This is a genomic window from Methylobacterium sp. W2 (assembly GCF_020662345.1).
GTDB lineage: Bacteria > Pseudomonadota > Alphaproteobacteria > Rhizobiales > Beijerinckiaceae > Methylobacterium.
In genome coordinates this window covers 34,581-55,705 of record NZ_VMOA01000009.1, presented here as the reverse complement: position 1 = coordinate 55,705, position 21,125 = coordinate 34,581, and the positions used below count along the sequence as shown (strand labels likewise).

The 21,125-nt window shown below is 65.3% G+C and carries 21 protein-coding genes and 2 tRNA genes; 14 read left to right on the top strand and 9 right to left on the bottom strand.

What is annotated here, in order from left to right; genetic code table 11:
* Window positions 1-538: 538 nt before the first annotated feature.
* From FPV16_RS06885 to FPV16_RS06875, 3 genes are all read right to left on the bottom strand, one after another.
* Window positions 539-3,004 (bottom strand): primase-helicase family protein, encoded by a 2,466-nt coding sequence (locus FPV16_RS06885; protein WP_227437333.1) that lies wholly within the window; start codon window positions 3,002-3,004, stop codon window positions 539-541.
* Window positions 3,005-3,089: 85 nt separating this feature from the next.
* Window positions 3,090-3,518: a hypothetical protein gene (locus tag FPV16_RS06880; RefSeq protein WP_227437331.1), complete on the bottom strand. Its 429-nt coding sequence runs from the start codon at window positions 3,516-3,518 to the stop codon at window positions 3,090-3,092.
* 124 nt (window positions 3,519-3,642) lie between these two features.
* Window positions 3,643-3,843 carry a helix-turn-helix transcriptional regulator gene (locus tag FPV16_RS06875; RefSeq protein WP_227437471.1) on the bottom strand — a complete coding sequence of 67 codons (201 nt, stop codon included), beginning with the start codon at window positions 3,841-3,843 and terminating at the stop codon, window positions 3,643-3,645.
* Window positions 3,844-4,103: 260 nt separating this feature from the next.
* Here FPV16_RS06875 and FPV16_RS06870 point away from each other — a divergent pair, with 260 nt between their 5' ends.
* Window positions 4,104-4,982: a DUF2971 domain-containing protein gene (locus tag FPV16_RS06870; protein ID WP_227437329.1), complete on the top strand. Its 879-nt coding sequence runs from the start codon at window positions 4,104-4,106 to the stop codon at window positions 4,980-4,982.
* Between the two features lie 26 nt (window positions 4,983-5,008).
* Here the strand turns inward: FPV16_RS06870 and FPV16_RS06865 are convergent, their stop codons facing one another.
* Window positions 5,009-6,184, bottom strand: coding sequence for a tyrosine-type recombinase/integrase (locus tag FPV16_RS06865; protein WP_227437327.1), 1,176 nt, complete (start codon window positions 6,182-6,184; stop codon window positions 5,009-5,011).
* Between the two features lie 229 nt (window positions 6,185-6,413).
* Between FPV16_RS06865 and FPV16_RS06860 the strand changes: the two genes are divergently transcribed.
* The gene (locus tag FPV16_RS06860; RefSeq protein WP_227437325.1) at window positions 6,414-6,668 is read left to right on the top strand and encodes a hypothetical protein; all 255 of its coding nucleotides are present in this window, start codon (window positions 6,414-6,416) and stop codon (window positions 6,666-6,668) included.
* 20 nt (window positions 6,669-6,688) lie between these two features.
* Here the strand turns inward: FPV16_RS06860 and FPV16_RS06855 are convergent, their stop codons facing one another.
* The 4 genes from FPV16_RS06855 to FPV16_RS06840 all read right to left on the bottom strand — a co-directional run bounded on the left by FPV16_RS06855 (window position 6,689) and on the right by FPV16_RS06840 (window position 7,923).
* The gene (locus FPV16_RS06855) at window positions 6,689-7,204 is read right to left on the bottom strand and encodes a CAP domain-containing protein (RefSeq protein ID WP_227437323.1); all 516 of its coding nucleotides are present in this window, start codon (window positions 7,202-7,204) and stop codon (window positions 6,689-6,691) included.
* Window positions 7,205-7,370: 166 nt separating this feature from the next.
* Window positions 7,371-7,586 (bottom strand): hypothetical protein, encoded by a 216-nt coding sequence (locus FPV16_RS06850; RefSeq protein ID WP_227437320.1) that lies wholly within the window; start codon window positions 7,584-7,586, stop codon window positions 7,371-7,373.
* Window positions 7,587-7,712: 126 nt separating this feature from the next.
* Window positions 7,713-7,789 (bottom strand) — tRNA-Asp (locus FPV16_RS06845).
* A gap of 57 nt (window positions 7,790-7,846) precedes the next feature.
* Window positions 7,847-7,923 (bottom strand) — tRNA-Asp (locus tag FPV16_RS06840).
* Window positions 7,924-8,240: 317 nt separating this feature from the next.
* On the opposite strand from FPV16_RS06840, the gene rpmI reads away from it, so the two are divergent.
* The 12 genes from rpmI to FPV16_RS06780 all read left to right on the top strand — a co-directional run bounded on the left by rpmI (window position 8,241) and on the right by FPV16_RS06780 (window position 19,236).
* Window positions 8,241-8,444 (top strand): 50S ribosomal protein L35, encoded by a 204-nt coding sequence (gene rpmI, locus FPV16_RS06835; protein ID WP_018044555.1) that lies wholly within the window; start codon window positions 8,241-8,243, stop codon window positions 8,442-8,444.
* A gap of 46 nt (window positions 8,445-8,490) precedes the next feature.
* Window positions 8,491-8,865, top strand: coding sequence for a 50S ribosomal protein L20 (gene rplT, locus FPV16_RS06830; protein ID WP_018044556.1), 375 nt, complete (start codon window positions 8,491-8,493; stop codon window positions 8,863-8,865).
* A 199-nt stretch (window positions 8,866-9,064) separates the two neighbouring features.
* Entirely contained in the window at window positions 9,065-10,147 is a 1,083-nt protein-coding gene (pheS, locus tag FPV16_RS06825) for a phenylalanine--tRNA ligase subunit alpha (RefSeq protein ID WP_227437318.1), read from the top strand.
* A 22-nt stretch (window positions 10,148-10,169) separates the two neighbouring features.
* The gene (locus tag FPV16_RS06820; RefSeq protein WP_227437316.1) at window positions 10,170-10,478 is read left to right on the top strand and encodes a hypothetical protein; all 309 of its coding nucleotides are present in this window, start codon (window positions 10,170-10,172) and stop codon (window positions 10,476-10,478) included.
* Complete coding sequence (locus FPV16_RS06815; protein WP_227437312.1) at window positions 10,478-10,963, top strand: hypothetical protein; 486 nt, start codon at window positions 10,478-10,480, stop codon at window positions 10,961-10,963. The genes FPV16_RS06820 and FPV16_RS06815 overlap by 1 nt, the downstream gene beginning before the upstream one ends.
* Window positions 10,964-10,980: 17 nt before the next feature.
* Complete coding sequence (pheT, locus tag FPV16_RS06810) at window positions 10,981-13,404, top strand: phenylalanine--tRNA ligase subunit beta (protein ID WP_227437310.1); 2,424 nt, start codon at window positions 10,981-10,983, stop codon at window positions 13,402-13,404.
* Between the two features lie 50 nt (window positions 13,405-13,454).
* A complete protein-coding gene (locus FPV16_RS06805) occupies window positions 13,455-14,291 on the top strand; it encodes a DUF1186 domain-containing protein (protein ID WP_227437469.1) in 837 nt (278 codons plus the stop codon).
* 107 nt (window positions 14,292-14,398) lie between these two features.
* The gene (locus FPV16_RS06800; RefSeq protein ID WP_227437308.1) at window positions 14,399-14,977 is read left to right on the top strand and encodes an NADPH-dependent FMN reductase; all 579 of its coding nucleotides are present in this window, start codon (window positions 14,399-14,401) and stop codon (window positions 14,975-14,977) included.
* 92 nt (window positions 14,978-15,069) lie between these two features.
* Window positions 15,070-15,396: a hypothetical protein gene (locus tag FPV16_RS06795; RefSeq protein ID WP_227437306.1), complete on the top strand. Its 327-nt coding sequence runs from the start codon at window positions 15,070-15,072 to the stop codon at window positions 15,394-15,396.
* Between the two features lie 149 nt (window positions 15,397-15,545).
* The gene (gene rnr, locus FPV16_RS06790) at window positions 15,546-17,858 is read left to right on the top strand and encodes a ribonuclease R (RefSeq protein WP_227437304.1); all 2,313 of its coding nucleotides are present in this window, start codon (window positions 15,546-15,548) and stop codon (window positions 17,856-17,858) included.
* A 198-nt stretch (window positions 17,859-18,056) separates the two neighbouring features.
* Window positions 18,057-18,536, top strand: coding sequence for a DUF983 domain-containing protein (locus tag FPV16_RS06785; protein WP_227437301.1), 480 nt, complete (start codon window positions 18,057-18,059; stop codon window positions 18,534-18,536).
* The gene (locus FPV16_RS06780; protein WP_227437299.1) at window positions 18,493-19,236 is read left to right on the top strand and encodes an NUDIX hydrolase; all 744 of its coding nucleotides are present in this window, start codon (window positions 18,493-18,495) and stop codon (window positions 19,234-19,236) included. Before FPV16_RS06785 ends, FPV16_RS06780 begins: the two co-directional genes overlap by 44 nt.
* 274 nt (window positions 19,237-19,510) lie before the next feature.
* On the opposite strand, the gene FPV16_RS06775 is transcribed toward FPV16_RS06780, so the two are convergent.
* On the bottom strand, window positions 19,511-20,911 hold the full coding sequence (locus FPV16_RS06775; RefSeq protein ID WP_227437298.1) for a class II 3-deoxy-7-phosphoheptulonate synthase: 1,401 nt from the start codon (window positions 20,909-20,911) through the stop codon (window positions 19,511-19,513).
* Window positions 20,912-21,125: the final 214 nt, after the last annotated feature.

The following is a 21,125-nucleotide window of genomic DNA, read 5'->3' as shown; positions in this document are numbered from 1 at the left end:
TGAACCGCACACCGGGTTCAGGGTTCGGCCCTGCCGCTCGCCCATAGAGGTGTGCCTGCCGGCGCAGCTCGCTGGGGTCAGCGATCTCGGCCTCTAGCTCGGTGCGAAACCAGTCTCGCCACAGGGTGCTAGTGTCGGTGCGCTCCCCCCGCCGACTAGCGATCCAGACAAGAACGGTATCGGCCTGATAGTAGAGTGGGCGACCGTTGCCGACGCGGAACCAGGAGGCCGGTAGCTCGTCCGGCCCGATGCCACGGCACCGCCAGACCGCCCATGCTCCACGGTCCACCCCCAACGCGGCGACAAGGCTTGTCGTAGTGAGGACCGCCCATGGCGGACGACCATCAAGGTTCACCTCTAAGGGCGCTGGCAGCGTCGCCAGGGAGGTGGGGCGGCGGCTGATAATAACCTCGCCGGCTGTCTCACGTCTCACGTCTCACACCCTTTAAATTCTTAGGGGAAAAAAAAGATTTAGAAAAAAGAGAGATAGAAGCGGGGGAGGTTTCCCGCGCTGTGAGACGTGAGACCGTGAGACAGCTCAGGCCGTGCCCGCCGCCGTCGCCGACTGGAGAAAGTCCATCAGGGTCCGGTGCGGCGGCATCGGTGGATGGGGGAACGTTACAATGTTTGCGCTTTCGCCCTTCTCGGTGCCAGCGGCCGGCCGTGCCGTGCCGAATGAGCGCAGGTACTCGTCCTTGATCTCATCCAGGCCAGTCGAAGCCCAGTATGCTCCGTTCCGCGTCGCCCAAGCCCGGATCTTCTTGCCCCCAGGAAGCCGGATGTCGCCGCTGTCGTTGAGCCGCCGGCCACCGATGTCCTTGATCGCAGCGACGACCTTGCCATCGCGGAGGCGCTCAGTGGCCGGAAAGTAGCCGGAGGCCAGCAGGGCGGCGCGCACCTCCTCGACGGTGACGATGTCTCGGTGGAATGGGTACATGCCGTTCGTCATGATGGTCTTGAGTGCGTCGGCGGTGGGCGTCATCGAGGCATCCTGTGCCCGCGCCTTCGCCTCTGTCATCGGCGGCTTGGCCTTCGGATTGAACGCCGAGATGTCTCGCGCATGGAGCCACGCAGCGAAGGCTGGCAGGGTCACCCCGTCATTAAGCGCCGCATAAAGCGCCTTGAAGTAGTCGGGTGTGGCTGGCGTCTCGGTGGTCTCGCTGACGTGGAGGCGGCGATCCTCCCCCGTGACGGTGATTGCCGCGTCATGGTTGGTAAGCAGTATCATCCCTCGCGGGCACCGGCCGTCGTAGAGCGGCACGCCCTTGTCCTGCACCGTGAAGGTCTCGCCCGTGAACAACTCCTTGAACCGCTCGTAGATCTCATAGCGCTGACCGTGTGCAGCTTCCTCGATCATCAACACTTGGACGTTCACCAGCCGTGAGGTCCACTTGTCTTTCAGTTCGTCACCCTCGACCTTGCGCGCGTTCCGGTCGCCGATGAGTGCGCGGACGATGAGGCCGACCGTGCTCTTGCCGGTGCCCTGAGTGCCGGTGATCATGAGACCGTGAGCGATCTTCACGCCGGGGTGCTGGATCAAGTGAGCGATGTAATTCAGCACATGATCACGCTCGGCCGTCTTGGGCCAAAGGTACCCGAAGTGCCGGAGGATCGGCCCGGCGTCGCCCGCGACCGGGACCACGCCGTCCGGCTTCCACATGTTGACTGTCGGCTGAGCGCCCCCGCTGGTGATCATGAGCCGGGTCTCTCCGGGCAGGTAGTCCAGGCGGCGGGCCAGGGGCATCGTCCGCGAGGCAAACAGCCGGTCGAGCGGGTCTTTCCCGATGGTCGGCCGGGTCACGGCCTGCACAGCAGTCCGCCGCAGAACGTCGCCGTTCGACGGGACGTAGAAGCGGTCGGTCTCCAAGTCGTAGATCGCGTCGAGCTGTGCTTCGACGATAGCCATCTCCTGATACCCGAGGGCAATCGGCGAGTTGATGCCTCCGTAGAAGGGGCAGGTCTTGCAGCCCTCGAACCCCAACACCTCGGCGGCGTGAGCACAGAGCATGGGCTTCGCCGCCGTGACCGCCTGCATCAGCTTCGCGTCGGTCGCCTCAGCGCTGTAGCCGGGGTGCGCCGCACTGGTCTCGTGCGCGATCTCGTGACCGGTCTCGCAGAACCCGATGAGGCTCAGGTAGGCGTACCAATGCGGCTCCGACAGCGTCGCGGCGTTCTCGATGCAGTGCCGGACGAAGGCGCAGCCCAGGATCATCGGGGCTGCCTCAGGCGTCGAGGAAATGCCCTTGAGCGACGAGCTAGCCGCCGAAGAGAGGATGCCCGCGAGCGCCTCCGATCCCGCCGGCTCGGTGGGGGCTTCCATCTCCCCGACCACCAGGGCAATGGCGGCGGCCTGGTCGATCCGCTCGCCACGCGAGACGATGCGGACCGGCACGGCGCCGCCGTTCTTCCGATTGAAGGTGCCCGGCACCCGGACCACGCGGGACAGATCCTGGGTCGCGTCGAGGATGTAGCCGCGCGCTATGAAGGTGCGTCGCAGCTTGGCTTGCCAAGCCGCCGACAGCATTTTGGCGGTGGCCCGATCCTCTGCCGTCTCGATCATCAGGGGATCGATGAAGTTCCAGTAGGTGTGCGCGCCGCCGCCTGTGAATACGGTCATGGTAGGCGCAGGCAGGCCAGCCTCGTGGATCAATTCCATCGCCTCGGTCATGTCAGCCGGGAGGGTAGCCGCCGCCGCTGAGTGCTCCCCACCACGGAAGTCGATGTCCGCGAAGAGACCGCCGACGAAGACGACTTCCTCCTGTTTGCCGCGCTTCGCACCGTTCTTGGGCTCAGCCTGCAAGCCACGACCCACGTACACGTCGTCAACCGATAGCCCCGTTGCCTTGCTCGACGCCTTCACCAGATCCGAAACGTCGAAGCTGACCGACTTCCCTGACTGCTTCACCCACAGCACGGCGTTGCCCTTGCGGGCACCACGGAAAATTTCATTGAAGAAGTCGAGCGTCTCGTTGCCAGACGACTGGCTCATCACTAAGTTAGACATGCTAGCACCCATTATTGAGTTTTTACGCTGAAAATTTCGAGGGCTCGACTGTTTGCCCAGTCGGGCCCTTTGCTATGCCGGCCCGTTAGTGCGCGCGGCGTGCTTCACTCGGGATGTGTTTGTCGAAGAAGGCCTCGGCGTCGGCCGACTTCATCCAGACTTCCACCGCAGCAAGGCCACGGATCGTCTCGTTCAGGTGGTTCTCGTCCAGGTGCTGAGCGAAGGAGGCGACCAGGGTCCGGCCAAGTCGATCCCAAGCGGAACTGCCGAAAGAGTGCGGCGAACCAGCGTGAAGCTGGAACATCATTCCCAACGCCATCGGGGAACCCTCCCCGACGAACAAAGGATTGGTGCTGTCGTCGTAACCCTTCAGGCGCTTGCTCACCTCGGCAAGCGAGATGAAGATCTTGCCACCAATCTTGATCCGGGGGAGGTGACGGTCGATGAAGGTCAATGACCAGCCCGTCATCTTCCGAACCTGCTGGCGCGACACGAAGTTATTCAGATCGTCCATGATCTACATCCTATAATGAGCGATGTTTCCGCAGATTATTAGATGTGAATTTGGACAGTCATGCGCAAATTTGTGTTCCTAACGGTTAGGAGCTGCGCTGAAGACCCTGGTTCGTGAAGATGATCTAGCTCACAGCCTCGCGGCTCTTCAGCCAGTCGTCCAAGTCGGCGCGACGAATGCCAATGCGGCGCTCAGAAAGCCGGATCATGCGAGGGCCACGGCCAGCCTTCATCAGGCGGCGCATCGTGGACACGGATATTCTCGCTTCGTCGCAAGCGGTCTGGAACAAGAGGACTGCGCGCGCGGCGGATGTTGGAGACTTCATGGGGAGGGTCCAGTTCATTGACCGGGACCGGCCAGCGCAATGCGCTTCGCCGTCCTCGAATGGGTGAGGGTCAACTAGAATTTGAACTGGAACTGAGGGTGTCGTAGCGGGTCATAAAGCATCAGGCAAGTCCAAATTCTCAGAAACCTTCACCTGCGTGGGCGGGCTCCTGGGAGCTATGGGTTGCGGTCGCCGCCGTATCTCCGCATAAAAAGCCGGACGCAGAACGAACTACGCTACCACCGTGGCGGGAGATTGCCTTGGCACTTTTAGAATACGACCCCAAAACAGTCCTGTATCACTATTGTTCAGCTGAGGCATTTTTGGGGATAATCAATACGAAGGAAATTTGGTTTTCTAATCTGAAATCTTCGAATGATCCCCGTGAACTTAAGTACGGCTATGACAACGTATTTGAAATTCTAAGGGCTACACGGGAGCAGACCGAAAGCGCAGAGATCAAGCGGGTGATAGATTTTTTGGAGGACCGCCTTACTCCATTCTATAACAGGGTGAATGTTTTCTGCACCTGTTTTACTCACGATGGCGATAGCTTGCCGATGTGGCGCGAGTACGGCGGTGCTTACAAAGGCCTGGCCATTGGTTTTAGGCCTACCGCTATTACTGGCATGCCAGCCCGTTTGCAGAAAGTACGATATGTTTCGAATGGGAATACCAAGGAATTAGGCGACGTCCTCATCGAGGTCGTTTCGAATTTCCATGGTTGGGGAAACCAGATGGAGGAAATAAACTTAGTCGCGTCCACGTTATCAACTATTGTCGCCATGAAGCATTCTACGTGGGAGTATGAGAGAGAGGTGCGTATGACTTACGTTCAAGTTCGTGATAGGCCTGTCACCTCAGGTGACAATCTCGAAAATATGGTTTCGATGAAGAATAACATGGAGCCTATATATTGGCAGCAGCCAAATATCAGATCTGTGCATGGGTCTGATACGGAATACCTCAAATTTCCTTACGGAAGAGACTTGGGCGAGCGGCATGACGCAAGAATGGCAATAAAGGAAGTAATAGCTGGCCCTAATTGCGCTCTTACTAAGGACGAAATCGCCAATGCGCTGGTAGCGAATGGATTTTTAAACTACTTAATTAAAGGCTCTGATTGCCAGATAAGATAAGGCTTTTGGCTAACTTATTGGTCATTTTAGCGAAAAGACTTGAAGGTTTCAGCCCACAGGTCTAGCGCGGCTCGCTTCTCGGCCGCGTAGGTGGCGCGGTTGTAGATGCCGGCCACCCCGGCGCGTGAGCCTGAGACGTGGTTCAACACCGCCTCCACGACATGGGGGAGCGCCCCAAGGTCGGCCATGCCCGTGGCGGCTGTCCTGCGCAGATCGTGGATACGCCAGGGCTCATTGATGTCGAGCGTCTTGTCGAGACGCACCTTCGCTTTCGAGAACCCGGAGAAGGGGCCAGCACCGTCGCCGAACACCAAGGCCCGCCCCTCGCGTTGAGGCGCATCGGCGACGATATCCAGCGCTGGCTTTGATAGCGGCACGTCATGGGCGATCCCGTTCTTCGACCTCGCCGCCGGCAACCGCCACAGCGCGCCCTGAAAGTCGATTTCACCCCACGTCATGCCCGCCACCTCATCCCGCCGCTGGCCCGTCAGGATGAGCAGCCGGATGATGCGTCCAAAGTGGGTGGTCGGCGGGCACGCCCCCCAAACGTCAGCAAGCTCGCGCTCATTGAGCACCCTGTCTCGCCGAACCTCCACCCCTGGTGGATTGGTGCCGACTACGGGGTTCGCCTCCACTAACCCCTCCCCTATCGCCCAGGCGAACACGGTCGATAGGGTGCGCCGCGCGCGCAGCGCCGCATGGGGACCAGAGGAGGCCGTGATGCTCCGAAGTTGCTCCGCCACGTCCGCCCGTCGCACCGAGGCCAGTGGCGCGGCGTGCAGGCCCTTCCAATGCTGGTTCAGGTGCGTCTTGAGGTTCGCGAGCGTCGAAGGCCGCAAGCGCTTCTGAGCGTCATCAGAGTAGCGTTCGAACACGGTCTCCACCGTGAGCCCCGCCTGCGCCCGTTCGGTGCGGCGTGTCTCACGTGGGTTGGTCCCGTTCGCAAGCTGCTCCAGGGCGGCCCGTCGCGCCGCCGCGACCTCCATCAGATGCACTTGACCAATCGTTATCAGCGACGACCGCCCACCGTTCCTCGGTGGGCGGATGACCCATGTTGCCCTACCGTTGCGGAGGCGATAGCCGAACCCCGGCAAGTCGCAGTCCCACCAAACCCGCTCAGGTTGATCGGGCTCCAAAGCCAGGGTTTTGATTGTGGTACGCGAGAGGCGCACTAGGTTATTGGCATCAGCGCGGCGGGCCATAGGGCGAAGTCCGGGGGTGCATCGGGGGTGCAAACGGTGAACTACCTGCACCACTAAGACTAGAACGTGAGAGAGTACCAGAGCGAAATGAACCCTCCCGGTGCACCCCGAAACCCAGTGACATCCTAGGCTATCCCTTTTACACGGAGAGGGTCGGCGGTTCGAGCCCGTCACCGCCCACCACGCCTCTTCCCGTTCCCTTGCCCCTCCCCGGCTACAGAGACCAGCGATGACGGCGCGCGGCTTCCCCACCCCCTGGCTCGTCGTCGAGAAGGTCGAGAGTTTTTGCATCGAGGATGCGGAGGGGGCGGCCGTCGCCTGGACCTACTTTTCCGACGAGGCGGACAAGCGTGAGGCAACCGGCCTCATGACCCGCGAGGAAGCCTTGCGGATCGCCAGGGCCATCGCGATGATCCCCGAGATGCGTACGATCATCCGCAGCATCCAGGACGGGCTGGCCGAAACGGATCAACCCACGGACTGAGCGGCGCGGGCGTATTCTCCTCAGTTTCCGGCGAGGACCAGGGCCCAGAAGCGCTTGTAGCGCGTGCCCGGCGCGTCGACGCGGGCGATGCCGATCCGCTTGAGCTGAGGCATCAGCATGTTCTTGTTGTGCTCGGACGAATTCTTCCAGCGCGCGAGCACCTCGTCGAACGTGTTCGAGCCGGCGCTGAGGTTCTCGGCTGCGAAGGAACGGCCGAATCCCGCCCGCGCCATGCGGGAATCGAAGGTGCCGCCGATCTCGTGGCTGAGCCTGCCGGCCCGGGCATTGGATTCCGCCTGGTAGGAAGCGGCCCGGATCAGGCTGGAATCCAGCACCACCGGGCCGAGGCCGTGCGACGCCCGGTAGCGGGAGATCGCCGCGGCGGCGGCACCCTCGTCGAGGATCACCGGGCTGGTGAGGTTGTCGGCCTCGGGCAGGATCGTCGGCCCGCCGCAGCCGCTGAGCGCCAGGAGGCTCCCCACTAAGGCGGCGGCGCGCAGGCGCGACAGAATGGGGGACAAGGGGAAGGGGATCATCGTTCGGTGCCGGTTCGCTGCGCTGCCGTGTCGTCGGCTCCGCCATCCCGGTCCGATGGGGCGAAATCGCGGCGGCGGCGCGACCCCGGTCGCAGGACGGTCGGATGTGTCCGATCCGCCACTCCATCATGACCGTGCGGATGGACTCAGGCGAAGGTCGACCTCGTCAGATCCGCGTGCCGAGATCGCGGGGCGGTGAACCACAGCGCCATGCGGTGATGCGATAATCGGGATGGGTGTCGATCCACCGCGCCAGCTGCGGCTGCGCCACGCGGATGCACCCCCTCGCATCGACCACATCGAGCGGCAGACGCTTCGATTCGCAGGTCTCCGGCGCATTGGCCATGCAGGCGGTGAAGTAGAGGAAGAAGAAGCCTGCCATGGTTCGGACAGCCCGTTTCGCGAGTCACACTCGGGAAAAGGCTAGGGCGCGAACGTCCCGTGTCGAGGGTACCCCCCGACGCGACCCGTATCGAGGCTGCACGATCGGCGATTTTGATTTTCAGAATGGCGCGGGCGACGGGACTCGAACCCGCGACCTCCGGCGTGACAGGCCGGCACTCTAACCAACTGAGCTACGCCCGCGTATCTGGGTAGCCGGGCATTCGGATCGTCCAACACAACGCATGTCGATGATGGACGTGGCGCGGGCGACGGGACTCGAACCCGCGACCTCCGGCGTGACAGGCCGGCACTCTAACCAACTGAGCTACGCCCGCACGGCGTCCCGCCCCGTTTCCGGCGGTGTCGGGGGTCTAGTTTCCGCACCCCGGCCTGTCAAGCAACCGGACGCCGCATTTCCATGAAAATCCGGTCACCGTCGTTTCGAGGAGGGAGCGAGCGGGAGGGTCGACGGCCCGGCGTGCGCCGCCGCCATTGAAACCACGTCTCTTTTCTGTCATACGCCCCCTCGCGTTGAACCGCCCGGCCGATAGGGCTGCCGTGGCGGTTCGTGCTGCTCCATCAGAAGCATCAACCGAGCGCACGCCTTCGACCTGTCCCAGGGTCGGAGGGCATGCGCGTTCAGGAGAGCCAAATGCCCAAGCTGAAAACCAAGTCGGGCGCGAAGAAGCGCTTCAAGATCACCGGCACCGGCAAGGTCATGTATGCCCAGGCCGGCAAGCGCCACGGAATGATCAAGCGGACGACGAAGCAGATCCGCAACCTGCGCGGCACCACCACCCTGTTCGAGGGCGATGCTGCCAACGTGAAGAAGTATTTCCTGCCCAACAGCCGGTAATCCTTCGCCGCAGCCGATACTGTTTTCGTAATCCAGGAGAGAACCCATGGCCCGCGTCAAGCGCGGCGTGACCAGTCACGCAAAGCACAAGAAAGTCCTCAAGGCCGCCCGTGGTTATTACGGCCGGCGCAAGAACACGATCCGGATCGCCAAGCAGGCGGTCGAGAAGGGCATGCAGTATGCCTACCGCGATCGTAAGAATAAGAAGCGCACGTTCCGCGCTCTCTGGATCCAGCGCCTCAACGCCGCTGTCCGCGAGCACGGCCTGACATACTCGCGCTTCATCAACGGTCTCGCGAAGTCCGGCATCGAGGTGGACCGCAAGGCTCTGTCCGAGCTCGCCATTCACGAGCCGGCCAGCTTCGCGGTGGTGGTGGAGAAGGCCAAGGCCGCTCTCCCGGATCTCGCCAAGGCTGCCTGAACCTTGAAGGCTGCCTGAGGCGCGTTCATTCGCCCTCTCATTCGTCGATGCGAAAGGCGCGGACCGAAAGGTGCCGCGCCTTCGTTTTTCGCAAAGGATCGTCGGCAGGCGTGCTTGCATTGGCGGCGCTTACCCGCAAAACCGCTCGCGGGGGCCGCACACGATCCGAAGGCCAGATGCCAACCGGTGGTTTGAACCGATGACCGATCTCGAAACCCTCGAAGGCGATCTGCTCGGGCAGGTCGGCAGCGCGTCCGACGAGGCCTCTCTCGATGCCGTGCGCGTCGCGGCGCTCGGCAAGAAGGGCTCGATCTCCGACCTGCTCAAGACCCTCGGCAGCATGACGCCGGACGAGCGCAAGGAGCGCGGTCCGCTCATCAACGGCCTGCGCGACAGGGTCCAGGGCGCCATCGCCACGCGGCGTGATGCGCTTGCCGAGGCCGCCCTCGAAGCTCGCCTCGCGGCGGAGCGGATCGACGTCACCCTGCCGGTGCGCGAGGCGCCGGAAACGCGCGGGCGCATCCATCCGATCAGCCAGGTCATGGACGAGATCACCGCGATCTTCGCCGATATGGGCTTCTCGGTGGCGGAAGGTCCGGACATCGAGACCGACGATTACAATTTCACCGCCCTCAACTTCCCGCCCGGCCATCCGGCGCGCGAGATGCACGACACGTTCTTCCTGGCCCCCGACCGCAACGGCCAGCGCAAGGTGCTGCGCACCCATACGTCTCCGGTCCAGATCCGCACCATGCGGGCCCAGGAGCCGCCGATCCGGGTGATCTGCCCCGGCCGCACCTATCGCCACGATTCCGACCAGACCCACACGCCGATGTTCCATCAGGTGGAGGGGCTGGTGATCGACAAGAGCGCCACCATCGCCAACCTGAAATGGGTGCTGGAGGAGTTCTGCCGCACGTTCTTCGAGGTCGAGGCGGTGAAGATGCGGTTCCGACCGTCGTTCTTCCCCTTCACCGAGCCGTCGGCGGAGGTCGACATCCAGTGTTCGCGCAAAGGCGGCGAGATCCGCTTCGGCGAAGGCACCGACTGGCTCGAGATCCTCGGCTGCGGCATGGTCCATCCGAACGTGCTCAGGAATTGCGGCTACGACCCCGACTTCCTCCAGGGCTTCGCCTTCGGCATGGGCATCGACCGGATCGCGATGCTGAAATACGGCACGCCCGATCTGCGCCCGTTCTTCGAGGCGGATGTGCGCTGGCTGGAGCATTACGGCTTCCGCCCGCTGGACATCCCGAGCTTGGTGGCCGGGCTGACGAGTTGAAGTACCGAGGGAGGGATCGCGCATGACCGAGCAGGAGATCCGACAGGTCGCCAACGAGGTGCTGCGGGAAACGCTCGGGCCCCACGGGTTCGAGCGCGCCGATGTCCGCCCGGCGCCCGATTTCGACGGCGAGCCCTCGCTCTACGTGACGGCGCATTTCAGGCCGCAGGCAGGAGTGACCAGCGGAGAAGCCTCGACCAGGGCGCTGTCGTCCTTGCGTAGGCGCCTCCTCGACAGGGGCGAGGAGCGATTTCCATACATCCGCTACGACTATCCGGATGACGAAGTGCTCGGCGATGACCCTTCGGATACGATGTCGGACCGGCACTGATGCCGAGGCTTGGCAATCCACTTGTCTACGATCTGCTCGAAACGTCCCGCGCGCTCGCGGACACGCGCGGCCGGGTCAACCTTCGTAAAGCGGCCATGCGCCGGGCGATCAGTGGGGCCTATTATTCTGTCTTCCACGCTCTCTGCTTCATCTGCGCGAGCGAGCTGATCGGGTGGACCCAGGAGAACGACATCGTCGAACCGATCTATCGCCTGCTTGATCATGGAACGGCAAAGAAGCGTCTCAACAGCCGGGATGCGAACCTGATCGGATCGACGGTTACCGATATCGGCAATAACTTCCTGACTTTGCAGGAGGCCCGAAACGCCGCCGACTATTCTGCGCCTACTCTGAAAGTTCGTCATGACGAGACGTTGCGCCACATCGAACTCGCGGAACGGACCGTGACGTTGATCGAATCTCTCACGACCCCCGACCGCAAGAAGCTTGCGGTTCTCCTGATCGCCAGAACCCGGCCCCTCTGAGCCGAAGAGACGAACCCATGAAATTCACCCTCTCCTGGCTCAAGGAACACCTCGAGACCGAGTCGTCCCTGGAGAACATCTCCGAGACGCTGACGCGGATCGGCCTCGAGGTCGAAGGCATCGAGGACAAGGCGGCGTCGCTCGCCCCCTATGTCGTCGCCCATGTGCTCACGGCCGAGCAGCACCCCAATGCCGACCGCCTGCGTGTCTGCACGGTGGATGCCGGCGACGGACAGCCTCTGCAGGTCGTCTGCGGAGCGCCGAATGCGCGGGCCGGGATGAAGTCGGTCTTCGCGCCGCCGGGCACCTACGTGCCGGGCAAGAACATCACCCTGTCGGTGGGGAGCATTCGCGGCGTCGAGAGCCGGGGCATGCTCTGCTCCGGGGCCGAGCTCGGCCTCGGTGACGACCATGACGGCATCCTGGACCTGCCGGCGGACGCCCCGGTGGGCCAGGCCTACGCGCTCTATGCCGGGCTCGACGATCCGGTCATCGAGATCAACCTCACCCCGAACCGCCCGGATTGCACCTCGATCCACGGCATCGCCCGCGACCTGTCGGCCGCCGGCATCGGCGTGTTGAAGCGCGAGCCGATGCCGCCTGTGCGCGGCGAAGGCGAGTGCCCCGTGCCGGTGTCCCTCGATTTCGAGCCCGCGGACAAGGGATTGTGCCCGTATTTCGCCCTGCGCCTCGTGCGCGGCGTGAAGAACGGCCCCTCCCCCGACTGGATGCAGGCGCGCCTGCGCGCCATCGGCCTTCGCCCGATCAATGCCCTCGTCGACATCACCAACTACCTGACCTTCGATCGCGGCCGCCCGCTCCACGTCTTCGATGCGGCCAAGGTGAAGGGCGCTCTCACGGTCCGTCGCGCCCGCGACGGCGAGAGCCTGAAGGCCCTCGACGGCAAGACCTATGCGCTCGATGACGGCATCGTCGTCATCGCCGACGACAACGGCCCCGAATCCATCGGCGGCATCATCGGCGGTGAGGCCTCCGGCTGCGATGACGGCACCGTGGACGTCATCATCGAATCCGCCCTGTGGGACCCGGTGAACATCGCCCAGACCGGGCGGCGCCTCGGCATCATCACCGATGCGCGCTACCGCTTCGAGCGCGGCGTCGATCCCGTCTTCGCCCTGCCGGGGCTCGATCTCGCCACCCGCATGGTCGTCGAGATCTGCGGCGGCACGCCGAGCGAGGCGGTGATCGCCGGTGACTTGCCCGAGACCGAGCGGGTCATCGATTTTCCCTGGACCGAGACCCGCCGCCTTGCGGGGATCGAGCTGTCCCGCGCCGAGATGAAGGTGACGCTGGAGACCCTCGGCTTCCACGTGGCCGGCGCAGGCGACCGGGTGAAGGTCCTCACCCCGTCCTGGCGCCCGGATGTGGAGGGCAAGGCCGATCTCGTGGAGGAGATCATCCGCATCGCCGGCCTTGACCGGATCGAGCCGAAGCCGCTGGCGCGCGGCGATGCCGCTATCGGCAAGGCGACGCTGACGCCCCTGCAGAAGCGCACGCGTCTCGCCAAGCGCGCTCTGGCGACGCGCGGCCTCGTGGAGGCGGTGACGTGGTCGTTCATCCCGCATGACGACGCCGTCCTGTTCGGCGGCGGCAAGGCGGATCTGGCGCTGGCCAACCCCATCGCCGCCGATCTCTCCGACATGCGCCCGAGCCTGGTGCCGGGCCTGCTCCGGGCGGCCCAGCGCAATGCCGACCGGGGCTACGGCGACGTCGCCCTGTTCGAAGTCGGCCAGTGCTTCGAGAGCGACCAGCCCGAGGGCCAGTCGATCCGCGCCACGGCCATACGGCGGGGCACCGCACGCCACGACGGCGCCGGCCGCCATTGGGCGGGCGCCGCCGCCCCCGTCGATGCGTTCGAAGCCAAGGCCGACGCCCTGGCGCTCCTCTCCGCACTTGGCGTGCCGACCGGCGGTCTTCAGATCGTGGCGGGTGGCCCCGGCTGGCTGCATCCCGGACGGTCCGGCACGATGCAGTTCGGGCCGAAGAACCAGATCGGCTATTTCGGCGAGATCCACCCCCGCGTGATGAAGGCGCTCGACCTGAAGGGCACGCTCGTCGCCTTCGAGATCACCCTGGATGCGATCCCCCTGCCGAAATACCGCCCGACCAAGGTCAAGCCCGCTCTCGCCTTGTCCGATTTCCAGCCGATCTCCCGCGACTTCGCCTTCGTGGTCGGGCGCGACGTGGCGGCGGGCGACGTGGTGAAGGCGGCGCAAAGTGCCGAGCGCAAGCTCATCGCCGGGATCGACGTCTTCGACATCTACGAGGGGACGGGCATCCCCGAAGGCGCGAAATCCGTCGCCATCGCGGTGAGGCTCCAGCCGGTGGAGCGCACCCTCACCGATGCGGAGATCGAGGCCGTGACGGCCAAGATCGTCGCCGAGGTCGCCCGCAAGACCGGCGCGACTTTGAGAGGCTGAAATCGGCTCGTAGGATCCCAGACAAGGAAGCCGACCGCATGGCGGATCACATGGCGAACCAGGAACTGATCGACGTCTTGTCGGCCGCCAAGCATCTGCCGAAGGAGGCGATGCTCCAAGCCCTGGCGAACCCCTCCGACGTCGCCGAACCCGTCCTCGCCGTCCTGACCCTGGCGGCGGAGGGCAAGGATCTCGACGAGGAACAGGGCAACCTGCTGTTCTGGGGGCTTCATATCCTGGCGGCGGCCGGCGACACGCGGGCCTTCGCCCCGCTCCTCGGTATCCTGCGGCGCCAGGATTCCGACGGCCTCGACGCGCTCCTGGGTGATGCCCTCACCATCACCATGGCGAAGATGCTCACCAGCCTCTTCGACGGCAATGTCACGCCGATGCACGCGCTGCTGCTCGACTCGACGGTGGACGGCTTTGCCCGCAACGAGGTCTTCGCCGCCCTCGCCTACCTGACCCAGACCGGACGCATCGACCGGACTCAGACCCACGACCTCCTCGTCCGCTTCGACGACAAGCGCGCCGCCGTCGAGGGCGATGTCGCCTGGGTCGGCTGGGAGGAGACCATCGCCCTCCTCGGCTTTGCCGATCTCGCCCTGCGGAGCACGGCCGCCCGGGCCGATGGCCGCCTGAGCGACGAGTTCAGCGATGCAGGGTGGTTTCACACCACCCTGCGCCGGGCGACCGCGAAGCCGAACGACCTGCAGCGGTTCGACGGACAGAACTACGGCACGTTCGACGACCCGATCGGGGCCTTGGCTTGGACCGCCGAGGGGGCGGGCCTTCCGATCCGCAACCCGGTGAAGATCGGCCGCAACGACCCCTGCCCGTGCGGAAGCGGCAAGAAATACAAGAAGTGCTGCCTCAACGCAGCGTGACGATGGGGCCTGGGCAAGCGAAGCGTTGACCGGCCCACCACCCGCGACAGAATCCGTCTCCGGCGATACGATGGACCGACAGCGTTCAACCCTGCCGGAGCAGCATCATGTCCCTCGTGATCCCCGTCATCCTCGGTTCCGTCCGCAGTGAGCGGCAGGGCCTGCGCGGTGCGCGCTTCGTGATCCGGCTGCTGGAGGAACGCGGCATCGAGGCGCCCTTGGTGGACCCGGCGGAGTTGAAGCTGCCGCTCCTCGACAGGATGTACAAGGAATATCCCAAGGGCGAGGCCCCCCCCGCGCTGGAAGAGCTCGCCACGCTCTACCGCCGGTCGGACGCCTTCGTGGTCGTGTCGGCCGAATACAACCATTCGATCCCGCCGGCCCTCTCCAACACCCTCGACCATTTCCTCGAAGAGTATTTCTGGCGGCCCTCGGCCATCGTCTGCTACTCGGCCGGGCAATATGGCGGCGTCCGCGCGGCGATGCAGCTGAGGGCAATGATGGCCGAGCTCGGCGCGCCGAGCATTGCCTCGCTCCTGCCGATTCCGCGCATCGGCAAGGCCCTCGACGCGGAGGGCGTGCCGCAGGAGGAGTGGCTGTCGAAGGCCGCGAAGCGCTTCCTCGACGAACTCGTCTGGCACGCCGAGGCGTTGAAGGTGCAGCGCGCGAAGGGCACCCCCTACTGAGCAAGAGCGCTCCGTCCCGAAACCTCGCCGATGCGAGGCCCGGCGCGGGTCTTGCGCGTTGGGCTGCCAGGATGCCGGAGGCCACAACACCAATGACGACACTTCAAACTCTTCTCGCCAGTCTCGTGAAGGCGGCCCTGATCTCGGACGATACGGAAAGCCTGCGCTGGCGCGAGGAGGCGCGGCGCGCCCATGCCGCCCTGGTCTCCGATGCCGAGGCGGCGAAATCCCTCAAGATCGATGGGATCTGGACCCTGGCCGTGGGCGAGGCCGAGGCGCCCGAATTCCAGGCTTCGGAAGGCCGGGTGTCGTTCGGCCTGCCGGTCGCCTGCCCGTTCACCCTCGCCGATCTGCTCGATCCCGGATTCGATGTCGATTGCGCGGTGGAGCGGATCGCCGGATCGGCCTCCACCGGTTGATGACATACGATCGTCCGCCAAACGGCGTTGCCGCGAGGCACGGACGGTCCCATGTTTGCCAACAATGGAGAGTTCGACTTCGAGAACTGTCCAATCCCGCGCCGGCCTCGAGGTTTCGGCGCGCCACACGACCCCGAGCCCAGAGACCTTTGGCCAAACGCATCAATCCGAACCCCGGGCAAAGCGCCCTGCCCTCCCGCGAGCAGATCGTCGCCTTCATCGAGCAGGCGACGGAGAAGGTGGGCAAGCGCGAGATCGCCGCAGCCTTCGACATCAAGGGCGCCGACCGCATCGGCTTGAAGCGCATCCTCAAGGAGATCGAGGTGGACGGCGAGATCGAGCGCGGGCGTGGCGGCCTGGCCCAGGCCGGCCGGCTGCCGCCGGTGACGCTCGCCGACATCAAGTCGCGGGATCGCGACGGCGACTTCTTCGCCGTTCCCGTCGAATGGGACCATGCCAAGGGGCCGCCGCCGAAGATCCTGGTGTCCTCGCCGCGCAGCGGCAAGAAGCCCGGCCGTGCCGCACCGGGTATCGGCGATCGCGCTTTGCTGCGCGTGGAGCCGATCCCCGGCGAAAGCGGGCGCTATTCCGGCCGCGTCATCAAGGTGATCGGCAAGAACAAGGCCGAGGTGATCGGCGTCTACCGCTCGGGCCCCGACGGCGGTCGCATCGTCCCCGTGGAGAAGCGGGCGCAGGGCCGCGAGATCGCGATCCCGGCCGGCGAGGAAGGCGAGGCGCGGGACGGCGACCTCGTCAGCGTCAGCCTTGTCAGCGAGAGCCGGTTCGGCCTGCCGCGGGGGCGCGTGACCGAACGCCTCGGCTCCCTCGGCTCCGAGCGCGCCGTGAGCCTGATCGCCCTGCATCTCCATCACATCCCCCATGTCTTCGCCGCCGACACCCTGGCCGAGGCCGACGCGGTGGAGCCGGTGGGGATGAAGGGCCGCGAGGATTGGCGGGCCGAGCCGCTTCTGACCATCGATCCGCCCGACGCCAAGGACCATGACGACGCCGTCATGGCGGTGCCGGACTCGGACGAGGCCAATCGGGGCGGCTTCGTCGTCACCGTCGCCATCGCCGATGTGGCCGCCTATGTCCGCCCCGGCTCGGCCCTCGACCGAGAAGCGCTGCTGCGCGGCAACTCGGTCTATTTCCCCGACCGGGTCGTGCCGATGCTGCCGGAACGCATCTCCAACGACCTCTGCTCGCTGAGGGAGAAGGAGGATCGCCCCGCCATCGCGGTGCGCCTAGTGATCGGCGCCGATGGGGCGAAGAAGCGCCACAGCTTCCACCGGGTCATGATGCGCTCGCGCGCCAAGCTGTCCTACGCCCAGGCCCAGGCAGCCATCGACGGATTTGCCGACGAGACCACGGCGCCGCTGCTGGAGCCGATCCTGCGTCCGCTTTGGGCCGCCTATGCGGCCCTGACGGAGGCGCGCGACGCACGCGGCCCCCTCGCCCTCGACCTGCCCGAGCGCAAGGTGCTGCTGACGCCGGACGGCGCCGTCGACCGGGTCGTGGTGCCGGCCCGCCTCGATGCGCATCGGCTCATCGAGGAGTTCATGATCCAGGCGAACGTCGCCGCCGCCGAGACCCTGGAACAGGCCAAGCAGCCGCTGATCTACCGGGTCCACGACGAGCCGGCCCTGGAGAAGATGCGCGCGCTCGGCGAGGTGCTGGCTTCCATCGGCATCAAGATTCCGAAGGAAGGGGCACTCCGCCCCGCTCTGTTCAACCGCATCCTCGGCTCGGTGGCTGAGACCGAGCACGCGATCTTCATCAACGAGGTCGTGCTGCGATCGCAGGCGCAAGCCGTCTATGCCGCGCAGAATCTCGGGCATTTCGGGCTCAATCTCAGGCGCTACGCCCATTTCACCTCGCCGATCCGGCGCTACGCCGATCTCATCGTCCACCGGGCGCTGATCGCCGCGTGCCGGCTGGGATCGGACGGCCTGTCCTCCGACGTGACGGTCGGCGCCCTCGACCAGATCGGTGAGCAGATCTCGGCGGCCGAGCGTCGCGCCATGGCGGCGGAGCGCGAGACCATCGACCGGCTCATCGCGCATCACCTCGCCGACCGGGTCGGCGCCAACTTCACCGGCCAGATCTCGGGCGTCACCCGCGCCGGGCTGTTCATCAAGCTCGACGAGACTGGGGCCGACGGCTTCGTGCCGATCTCCACCATCGGCAACGATTTCTACCATCACGACGAGGCGCGCCATGCCCTGGTCGGCTCGCGGAGCGGCGAGACCCATCGCCTCGGCGACCGGGTGGAGGTGAGGCTGGTGGAGGCGGCGGCCGTGGCCGGTGCCTTGCGCTTCGAACTGCTCTCCGAAGGCCAGACCAGGCCGCAGGCCGGGGGGACGAAATCCCCGCGCTCGCCGAGCTTCCACAAGGCCGGTCCGCCCGGCCGGCCCGCCGGCATCCGCAACGCCGGGTCGCGCCATCGCGGGTCGCGCCGCTAGGGCGGCTGGTGTAGGATCGCGTATCGTCGGAACGTTTCCTCCCAGTCGCCGACCTAATTCTCGGGCGCCGCGCCAGCGGACTCGAATGTGGGCCCCAGCCGGCTCCGAGGCCGCTGGAGGGCTCCTTCGAGGCCCGCTTCGCGGCCATCTCAGGATGAGGTTGCGGTGTTGGACATCCGAAGCGGAAGGTAGATCGCTATGACAGCCAGCGTCGAGACCCGGCCCGGTGAACGCATCGGCCTCGTCAAATCCATGGCTCGCGGCTTCGTGTGCCGCTGCCCGCATTGCGGCGAAGGCAAGCTCTTCGGCAAGTTCCTCAAGGTCCGGCCGGCCTGCGACGAGTGCGGGCTCGAATTCCACCACCACCGGGCCGACGACCTGCCGCCCTACGTCGTGATCTTCATCATCGGCCACATCGTCGGGTATTTCATCCTCGAACTCGAGACGAACTACGACGTGCCGTTGTGGTTTCAGCTCTCGTTCTGGCCGATCGTCACCCTCGGATCCGCCCTCGCCCTGCTCCAGCCGGTGAAGGGCGCCGTGGTCGGGTTGCAGTACGCCCTTGGCATGGGGGGCTTTGCCACGCTACCGACGGGCCCAAGCGTGGCAATTGCGCGCTCCGAGGAGGTTCAGCTTGGACCAAGCGACAATCCTACCCCCGGCCTCGGCCGCGCCTGAACCCATCAGGCGCCCCGCCACTCTGCGGCCCCGCAACGCGGCGACCCTCATCATCATCGACCGCACGGCGCGGCATCCCAAATTCCTGATGGGCAAGCGGCACGAGGGCCTCGCCTTCATGCCCGGCAAGTTCGTGTTTCCCGGCGGGCGGATCGAGCCCGGCGACCGGCGCATGAGCGTGGCGGGAGCGCTCTCGTCGCGGGCCGAGGATGCCCTGGTCAAGCGCGTGCCCCGCGCCTCGCACTCCCTCGGGCGGGCGCTCGCCCTGGCGGCGATCCGCGAGACCCACGAGGAGACCGGTCTCTTCCTCGGCACCACCGAATACGGCCCGCCCGAGACCGCGCCGGAGGGAAGCTGGCAGGCGTTCAAGCAGTTCGGGGTGATGCCGGACCTCGAAGCGCTCCACCTCGTGGCGCGGGCGATCACGCCGCCGGGCCGGCCGCGCCGGTTCGATACGCGCTTCTTCACCATCGACCGCAAGGCCGTGGCCGCCGAGAAGCCGGGGATCGTCACGCCGACATCCGAATTGGTGGAGCTCGCCTGGGTGAGTTTCGCCGAGGCGCGGGAGCTCGACCTGCCGCGAATCACCCGCGTGGTCCTCGACGAGCTGGAGTTGCAGATCGCCGGCGGGTTCGCGCCGTACCTGCCGATCCCGTTCTTCTACGAGCGCAGCGGCCGGAACGTGAGGGATGTTCTATAGACAGAATTCGGAACCGGACCCGCTCACATTCCGTTGAACAAACGAGGATAGAGTTGGAGTACGACCATGATGAAGGGCGGTTTGCTGTGGTTGATCGGGATTCCATTGCCGATCATTCTGCTGATCTACTTCTTCACGTCCTGGCTGCACTGAGCTGCGCCGGAACGTAAATATCCGTCGGCGAGATGGCATCGCGGCGGATGTGAAATAGGAAAGCCCTCTCTCCCTTGCCGGGAGAGAGGGCTTCTTTCATAAGGCCGGCCTTGGTCCGAGGTTACTCGGCGGCGTCGAAGCGAGGGCGGACGATCTCGGCGCGCTCACGCTTGACCAGTTCCGCCGTGAGGAACGCGACTTCGAGCGCCTGCTCGGCATTGAGCCGGGGATCGCAATAGGTGTGGTAGCGATCCTGCAGGTCGTCGGCCGTCAGAGCGCGGGCGCCGCCGGTACATTCCGTCACGTTCTTGCCGGTCATCTCGAGATGAATGCCGCCGGCGATGGTCCCCTCCGCCCGGTGGACACCGAAGAAGCCTTCGATCTCCGTCATCACCCGCTCGAACGGCCGGGTCTTGTAGCGGCCGGCCGAGATGGTGTTGCCGTGCATCGGATCGCAGACCCACACGACCTTGCGGCCCTCGCGCTCGACGGTGCGGATCAGCCCGGGCAGGTGCTCGCCGACCTTGTCCGCGCCGAAGCGGCAAATCAGGGTCAGGCGGCCGGCCTCGTTCGCCGGGTTGAGCTGGTCGATCAACGTGATCAGCCCCTCGGAGGTCATCGACGGCCCGCATTTCAGCCCGATCGGGTTCTTGATGCCGCGCGCATATTCGATATGCGCGTGGTCGGCCTGACGGGTGCGGTCACCGACCCAGAGCATGTGGCCGGACGTGGCGTACCAGTCGCCGCTGGTGGAATCGACGCGGGTCAGCGCTTCCTCGTAGCCCAGCAGCAGGGCCTCGTGGCTGGTGAAGAAGTCCGTGGTGCGGACTTCCTGATGCGTCTCCGGATTGATGCCGATGGCGCGCATGAAGTCGAGGGCATCGCTCATCCGCTCCGCCACGTCCTGGTAGCGCGAGGATTGCGGGCTATCCTTGACGAAGCCGAGCATCCAGCGATGCGCGTTCTCGAGGTTGGCATAGCCGCCCGAGGCGAAGGCGCGCAGCAGGTTGAGCGTCGCCGCCGACTGGCGGTACGCCTCGAGCTGCCGGCGCGGATCGGGGACGCGCGCCTCCTCGGAGAAGGTGATGCCGTTGACGATGTCGCCCCGGTAGCTCGGCAGGCTCACCCCGTCCATCGTCTCGGTGGGCGAGGAGCGCGGCTTGGCGAACTGCCCGGCGATGCGACCGACCTTCACCACCGGCGAGCCGCCCGCGAAGGTGAGCACCAGGGCCATCTGCAGGAAGACGCGGAAGAAATCGCGGATGTTGTCGGCCGAATGCTCGTCGAAGCTCTCGGCGCAATCGCCGCCCTGGAGCAGGAACGCTTCCCCGGTGGAGACGCGGGCGAGCGCGGATGTCAGCTTGCGCGCCTCACCTGCAAAAACGAGGGGCGGAAAGCTCGCGAGCTGGGTCTCGACCGCCTGCAGGGCGGCCGCATCCGGATAGGCCGGCACCTGCTGGATCGGCAGGTTGCGCCACGATGTCGGCGTCCAGCCAGTCTTCGGTGTCCAACGCTCGCCCATGATAATCTCCCGTCCACCTCTCGGCCGGCTTCGCGACAAGGGAGAATCCCTTGCGAAGAGCGCGGCTTATAGAGCGGTTCTCGAACAGAAGCGAGGGATACGCGCCGGCTGCGAGGTGGTCCCGCCCGATAAGGCCAAGGTTCATCCCGGAGATGGAGATTGGCGTGCGTCGACTCAAGGCGACGCCCGATCAAGGCGCCGTCCGCGAGAGTGG